The 6,738-nt window shown below is 59.0% G+C and carries 5 protein-coding genes; 2 read left to right on the forward strand and 3 right to left on the reverse strand.

The genetic code is table 11. The annotated features are described in order from the left end of the window. Positions 1 to 71: 71 nt before the first annotated feature. The 3 genes from HQL63_15340 to HQL63_15350 form a co-directional block, all read right to left on the reverse strand. Positions 72 to 2,051, reverse strand: a complete 1,980-nt coding sequence (locus tag HQL63_15340; GenBank protein ID MBF0178199.1) for a HAMP domain-containing protein — start codon at positions 2,049 to 2,051, stop codon at positions 72 to 74. Further along, entirely contained in the window at positions 2,048 to 2,779 is a 732-nt protein-coding gene (locus HQL63_15345; protein MBF0178200.1) for a response regulator, read from the reverse strand. The genes HQL63_15340 and HQL63_15345 overlap by 4 nt, the downstream gene beginning before the upstream one ends. A gap of 512 nt (positions 2,780 to 3,291) precedes the next feature. After that, positions 3,292 to 5,004, reverse strand: a complete 1,713-nt coding sequence (locus HQL63_15350; GenBank protein MBF0178201.1) for a diguanylate cyclase — start codon at positions 5,002 to 5,004, stop codon at positions 3,292 to 3,294. A 300-nt stretch (positions 5,005 to 5,304) separates the two neighbouring features. Between HQL63_15350 and HQL63_15355 the strand changes: the two genes are divergently transcribed. Next, positions 5,305 to 5,556, forward strand: coding sequence for a sulfurtransferase TusA family protein (locus HQL63_15355; protein ID MBF0178202.1), 252 nt, complete (start codon positions 5,305 to 5,307; stop codon positions 5,554 to 5,556). Positions 5,557 to 5,570: 14 nt separating this feature from the next. Continuing rightward, on the forward strand, positions 5,571 to 6,668 hold the full coding sequence (locus HQL63_15360; GenBank protein ID MBF0178203.1) for a hypothetical protein: 1,098 nt from the start codon (positions 5,571 to 5,573) through the stop codon (positions 6,666 to 6,668). The last annotated feature ends 70 nt before the right edge of the window (positions 6,669 to 6,738 follow it).

The raw sequence follows: 6,738 nt of genomic DNA on the forward strand, positions 1-6,738 counted from the left end.
GCCCTTCCTCCTGGACCTCCATCCCAGTCTTTTAAACGTTTTTTTGTCGGGGCTTCGCCCCCTTTTTTTTCCTACCAGATCGACCTGTTTGCAGCCGGGTGGTTTTTATGCACCGGCAAGGTCAAAATGGCCTCCAGGCCCCGTTCTTCACCGTTTTGCAAAACCAACTCGCCACCGTGCGCCTGGGCAATGTTGCGAGCGATCGACAGTCCCAATCCGGTGCCGCCGCTGCGCCGGTTGCGTGATCCTTCCAGGCGCACGAAGGGCTCGAAAACCCGGGCAAGATCCCTCTCGGGGATACCGGGTCCATCGTCGGATACGGTGATGCGCAGTGTGTCGCCGGTGAAGATGGCCCGCAGCCGCGCCCTTTGTCCATAACTGACCGCATTGGCCACCAGGTTGTCCAGGCACCGCTTCAAGCTTTTGGGTTTGATGGTGACAGGGGGCAGGGGTTCGCTGAGGACGGTGACATCACGCCCCATCTCTTCCTGTTCGGCCTGGATGGTCTCCAGCATGGCCAGCACGTCGACCATCTCGAAGGTTTCACTTCCCTCCATGCCGCGAATGAAAGCCAGGGCCGATGCGGCCATCTCCTCCATTTCCTCCAGGTCATGCAGGGTTTTTTCCTTGATCTGCCCCTCATCCATCATCTCGGTGCGCAGACGCATCCGGGTGATCGGGGTTTTGAGGTCATGGGAGAGCGCCGCCAAAAGTTGGGTCCGCTCCTGGACATAGCGCAGCAAACGCCCCTGCATGGTATTGAAGGCGTGCGCCGCCTGTTTCAACTCACGGGATCCCACCTCGGCCAGGGGGGGATTGCGGATATCGCGACCCAGGGCCTCGGCAGCTTCGGCCAGCAAGGTCAAAGGCCGGGTGGCCAGGCGCACCGCCAGAAGTGAGATGAAGATCAATCCTGCCAGAAGAATCGATAACGGCAGCAGCAGTTGTTTGGGCCAGTCGAAAATTTCACCGGGCAGACGGTTGTGAAACACCGCCCAGGTTCCATCCTGGAAGCGCACCCGGATGCGAAAAGATGTTCCCCGGGGGAGCAGGGATTGGCTTTTTTCATCCGATGGGGGGAGGGGGGCATAGTGGGTTACAGTGTTGCCGGCGTGGCTTGGCGCCTCAGGACGATGGGGTTGCCCAACGGTCGGGACTCCGGTTTTTCCTGGTGGCGAGGGGCTGGGAGGATAGGCGGATCCGACCGGGGCTCCTCCGCCGTATGCAGAGCCTTGTCCCTGTCCACCGGGAGGAAAACCGGCAACGCCACTGCCGGTTCCCGGCATGCCCGGAGGATAAACTCCATACCCATGGGGGGCTCCCGGTAGCGTTACGGCGGGGTAGCCGACTGAACCGAATCCCGGTCCCAATCCGGGTGGACCCGGTGGATATCCACCGGGACCAAACCCCATTCCTGCCATGATGGCCGGGTAATTTCCGGGGATCGATCCTCCCGCCGGGTAGGATCCGGGTGGTGAAGAGTAGGATGGTACGAAGGGTGTGGCGACGCCGGAAACGACGGGATTCGGTCCACCACTGTTTCCATCCATCGGAATGGAGGCTCCCTCTCCAGATTCAGTCCCGCCTTCGGGATCTTTGTCCAACACCGGGGACTCTCTGCCCGCATTCGCATTTGTATTCGCATTCGCATCCGCATCCACGGCCACGGTCGTGACACGAATCAACCACCGGCTGTTCAGGTAGCGTTCCAGAAGCGCCTGAACGAATGACGATTGCCGGTCTTTGCTCTCCAACTCCGCATGGACCGGCTCGTTTTCGCTGAATTGGATGGTTTGCAGAGGGGTTTTCAAGACGGCGGCGACACGTTGTCGCTCTGTGCCGGTCATGGGATCCAGCAACTGGATGACATCGGCGATGCGCTGGGCAGTTTGCAGACTGCCCGCTGTGTAAAGGGCTTGATCCCGGTCATAAAAATGGATGGCGGCACTGGCCAGCAGGGCCAGGGTCATGCCACCGGCCAAAACGAGCATGAGGCGACCGAAGAGCCCTCCGGGCAATATCCGGCACAAAAACCGGATCAGGGCATTCATGGGAGCATGTCCACCTTGGCGGACATCATGTATCCGTGCCCGCGCACGGTACGGATGATGACCGGATCCTTGCTCTCCTCCTGCAAACGCTTGCGCAAACGTCCGATCTGGACATCGATACCCCTTTCAAACGGACTCGATTCCCGCCCGGCGTAAAGTTCCATGATGCGGTCGCGATCCAGCACCTCACCGGCGTGGCTCAAAAAGATGCGCAACAGGTTGTACTCTTTGCGGCTCAGGGGGACCACCACATCATCTGGTGATTTGAGTTGCCGGGTCGGAATATCCAAAACCCAACCTGCAAAACCGATACGGCGCGCCACCACCTCCTTGCCAACCATGGGCGCTGCCCGTGCGCGGCGCAGCACGCTCTTGATCCGAGCCAGCAACTCCCGCGGATTGAATGGCTTGGGCACATAATCGTCGGCTCCCATCTCCAGGCCGACGATGCGGTCCGTCTCTTCCGCACGGGCCGTCAACATGATCACCGGCAAATTGGCCGTCGCCGGATCCGCCCGCAGGTTGCGGCACAGGGTCAGGCCATCTTCTCCGGGCAGCATCAGGTCCAGAATGACCATATCGACCTGCTCCCTGGACAGTTCCGCACGCAGTTGGGAGCCGTCGGCCAGGGTTCGACATGCATAGCCGTTTTTCAGCAGATAGTCCCGCAACAACTCCCGGGTCTCTTCATCGTCCTCCACGATCAGGATTCGATCCCGTTCCGTCATGGCGCACCCCAAAAAACGATTGAAAAAAAAGAGGGGGTCTGGGGGATTCATCCCCCAGTGGGGTCTGGGGCAACGCCCCAGCAGGGGTCTGGGGCAACGCCCCAGCAGGGGTCTGGGGCAACGCCCCAGTCGGATTTTTCCTCTCCCGACAGCCTCTCACATTCGCACGGACACGATCAAGAATTCCCATCTCGGGAGCCAGGGCAATTGCATTTGAAAGAGCTTGCCGCTCGATCCCTGTTTTTGCAAACCTGCAATGCATCCGCCTTCTGGCGCAAAAAGACGCGCCAGAAGGCGGACCAAGGCCCGCCCCTTGGGCCTTTTTTGCAAAAAGCGCAAAAAAGGGCTGGGAGAAGAGGGGCGACCAAAAACAAAACGGGGCGCTGCCCCGGACCCCGCAAGGGCGCTGCCCTTGATTCGCCAGGTAGCCAGTCCCCTGGACCCCAATTCCAATACAAATGCGCTTGCTCTGTCTCGGGAGCCAGGCAAGCGCATTTGACATGGTCTCACGGCTACGAGTTGGCGTGACGCGGCGTGGCATAACACACCTGGTTGCGTCCCCCCCGTTTGGCTTCATACAGCGCTTCGTCGGCTGCCTTGAGCAGGGCTTCGCCGTTGGCAGCTTCGGTCAGCGGGAGAGTGGCCACGCCGATGCTGATGGTGACCTTCAGGTTATCCACATCCATGAGTTCCACCCGTTCCCGCAGGCGTTCGGCGACCAGCAATGCACCCTCCTTTCCCGTACTGGGCATGATGACACAAAACTCTTCGCCACCAAAACGGCAAGGAAAATCCAGGGCGCGGAAAAGGTTGCTCATTTCACGCCCGATGGCCTGCAACACCCGGTCACCCTGGTCATGGCCATGGCGGTCGTTGAATTTTTTGAAGTGATCGACATCGAACAACAACACCGCCAGTTCCAGGTTGTAACGCTGTGCCCGATCAAACTCATCCGTCAAAACCTCATCCAGACGCCGGCGATTCAACAATCCGGTCAAACCGTCCGTGTAGGAGAGTTGCCGGAGCTTCTCTTCGAGGCGTTTTTCGCCGGTCACATCCCGCAGCAAGGCAGCGGATCCGACGGGGCGGTCATCGTTGGCGCGAATGGTGGCGGCGTAAACCTGGAGAACCCGATTGTTATAAACAACTGTTTCTGGCATAGTCTTGTCGTGACTGGCCAGCAGACCCTCCATGTAGGTGGGGTCGTCGAGGAGATTGACAAAACTCTGGCTGGAAATTTCTTCGGACGACTTGTTCAACAACCGTTCGGCAGCCGGATTGACCAGGACGACCTGTCCGGACTGGTCGGTCACCACGATCCCTTCGCGGGCGCTCAGGATGATGGTTGCCAGCTTGTCCCGTTCGGTTTGCAGGCCGTTGTGGGATCTCACCACCTCAGCGCTCATGGCGTTGAAGCTGTAGGCCATGCGGATGAACTCCTGACTTCCCAAAACCGGCACCTGCTGTGTCAGTTCGCCGGCAGCAATCCGCTCCATGGCCTGGGTGATGTGTCCGATGGGCATCACCACCAGATGGTGGACGGAAAGGTAGACCATGCCGAGTATGAAGATCATGCCGAGGCCGAAGACGACCAAGGTCCGCGAACGGGCATGGTGGATCTCCGTTTCGACCGAAGCCAGGGAGGTGGTCAGCTTGACCACGCCGCGCAACGCTTCGTTGCGGTCATGGCAAGCGTGGCAATCTTCCTGGTTGGGGATGGGAGAGTAGACGGTTAAAATAGACTCTTCTCCCGCAACCTGGGAAAAATCGAACATCTCCTGTTTGGTACGCAGCAATTCGGCCAGGATGCCGGTTGGGATTTTAATCCTGTTGTCCACATTTTTTTCCAGGCGCCGGGGAAAGGAGTCGCCTCCCAGGTAACGATTGACGCTGTCGATTGTGACGTTGTCCCGAAAGGCGGAACGTCCATCCAGGCGCAGGATTTGAAAATCGAGAATGTTGGGCACCTTGCGGATGTGATCCACATAATCGTGGGCAATCTGGGCGTTGCCCGAGAGCATGGTCGTCTGCAACCCCTGGCTGGCGGAGAGGGCGATCAGCCCCATGGTCCGTTTGCCTTGTTCCATGATTGCGGCATCATCCTGGTGGAAGTAGAACATGGTCATGCCGCCGAATCCCAGCAGCACGGAAAGTCCTGTGATCACCAAGATCCGCATGCCGATGCGGGTAAACCAACCAGCGTTTTTGTTTTGCAGATTATTCATGGTTCATCCATAGTCTGTTGGAGCCGGTTTCTGTTTTATGAGCCGGCTTTGCGTAGGTGGTGGAAACTTTCCACCGTCCCGGTATACCTGGACCGAACCCTTGCAATCCAGAGAAAAAAAGGTTAATGACCCCCGGGTAGCCCCAGCTTCTCATTCTAGCCGGGTTATGTCACTGCTGTGTGGCAGAAACGGCCCTTTTTTGTAACATTTTGTATGTTGACGAGGTTGATAAACTTGCCTGCACCCAGAGGAAAACCCCGAACTCACCCCTCCAGAAGGGGTAAGGTTTCGACCGCCCAGATGGAGGTGGATGCGCGCAACCTTCTTTGTCCGCTGCCGGTTTTGCGGGTGGCATCGGCCATGGAGGAGATGCCGGTCGGGTCGGTCTTGAAAGTGCGTGCGACGGATCCTGGCCTGAGCCGGGATCTTCCCGCCTGGTGTACCGTCAATGGTCACCGGTTGTTGCAGTTTGATCGCCAGGGCGCGGAGTGGGTTGGATTCGTTCGCAAGGGAACGGGGGATCCGGAGCCCAACGAAAAACAACCAGTTTAGGGAGCGTGGTCTCCATGGCCCTTCGCATCTGGTGCGCGGTGACGGCGCACGGCTTTGGGCATTTTTCCCAGATGGTTCCCATCCTTCGGGAACTTGCCCGTCAGAGGCCGGATCTGGAGCTGCATCTGGTGGGTTCCCTGGCTTCGGACGTGATCGAGCGTAATCTGGGAATTCCCTGCACCCGGGATCCGCAGGCCCGGGATGTGGGTCTGGTCCAGCATGATCCCCTGCAAGTGGATCTTCCGGCCACAGCGGTCGCCCTTGATCGTATTCACACGCCATGGCCGGCGCTTTTGCAGGCGGAAAAGCAGGCCATGTCTGCTTGGGCGCCGCACCTGGTTTTGGCCGATGTGCCCTATCTGCCGTTGGCGGCGGCAGCCGGGTTGGGTATTCCCAGCGTGGCTGTGGCCTCACTCTCCTGGGATTTGGTGTTGGCGGCCTATTTTCCTCTGGAGGAGCCGCGTCATCGCCGTTGGTGGACCGACATGCGTCAGGCTTATGCCCAGACCACATTGGCTTTGCTGCCGACGCCGGCTCTTCTGGATGGCCCTTTTCCCAGATACCGTATCATTCCCCCCTTGATCGAGCCTGGCGTTGCCATGCCGGATCGGTTGCGTCGAGACCTGCATCTCGCCACCACGGATGACCGTCCCCTGGCGCTGGTCACGTTGGGGGGCATCCCCGGGAGTGATTTTCCTTTTGCCACCATGGCCAGCCACAAGGAATGGATCTGGATTTTGGATTTTGACGCTCCTCTGCTGGCTGACAATCTGGTCAATTGGCGAAATGCGTCCGGTGATTGGCTGTTTCGCGACCTGATAGCCTCCGTGGATGCTGTGGTGGGCAAGCCCGGCTATGGCATGTCCGTGGAGGCTGTGGCGCATGGCGTTCCATTTTTGTATGTGCGCCGCTATACCTTTCCTGACGAAGAGAGCATTTGTCCGTGGCTGGACCAGCACGCCCGGGCGCGGGAGATTTCCATGGAGACCTTCCGTTCCGGCGCCTGGGAACAACCTCTGCGGGAACTCATGGCGCGTCCGCGTCCCTCACCCCCTCCCCTCAACGGGGCGCAGGTGGCTGTGGAACATATTTTGGATATCGTTCGATCATAACCATTCAGCATCTGCAACCATTCACCACCCTTGCAAGAAAAGCCTGGACATGAAAGCCTTTGTCAGGGCT

This window comes from Magnetococcales bacterium (genome assembly GCA_015231175.1).
Classification (GTDB): Bacteria; Pseudomonadota; Magnetococcia; order Magnetococcales; family DC0425bin3; genus HA3dbin3.

Bases quoted from the DNA above. Each gene is read 5' to 3' on its own strand.
- HQL63_15340 (MBF0178199.1), bottom strand. From the start codon at position 2,051: ATGAATGCCCTGATCCGGTTTTTGTGCCGGATATTGCCCGGAGGGCTC.
- HQL63_15345 (MBF0178200.1), bottom strand. From the start codon at position 2,779: ATGACGGAACGGGATCGAATCCTGATCGTGGAGGACGATGAAGAGACC.
- HQL63_15350 (MBF0178201.1), bottom strand. From the start codon at position 5,004: ATGAATAATCTGCAAAACAAAAACGCTGGTTGGTTTACCCGCATCGGC.
- HQL63_15355 (MBF0178202.1), top strand. From the start codon at position 5,305: ATGGAGGTGGATGCGCGCAACCTTCTTTGTCCGCTGCCGGTTTTGCGG.
- HQL63_15360 (MBF0178203.1), top strand. From the start codon at position 5,571: ATGGCCCTTCGCATCTGGTGCGCGGTGACGGCGCACGGCTTTGGGCAT.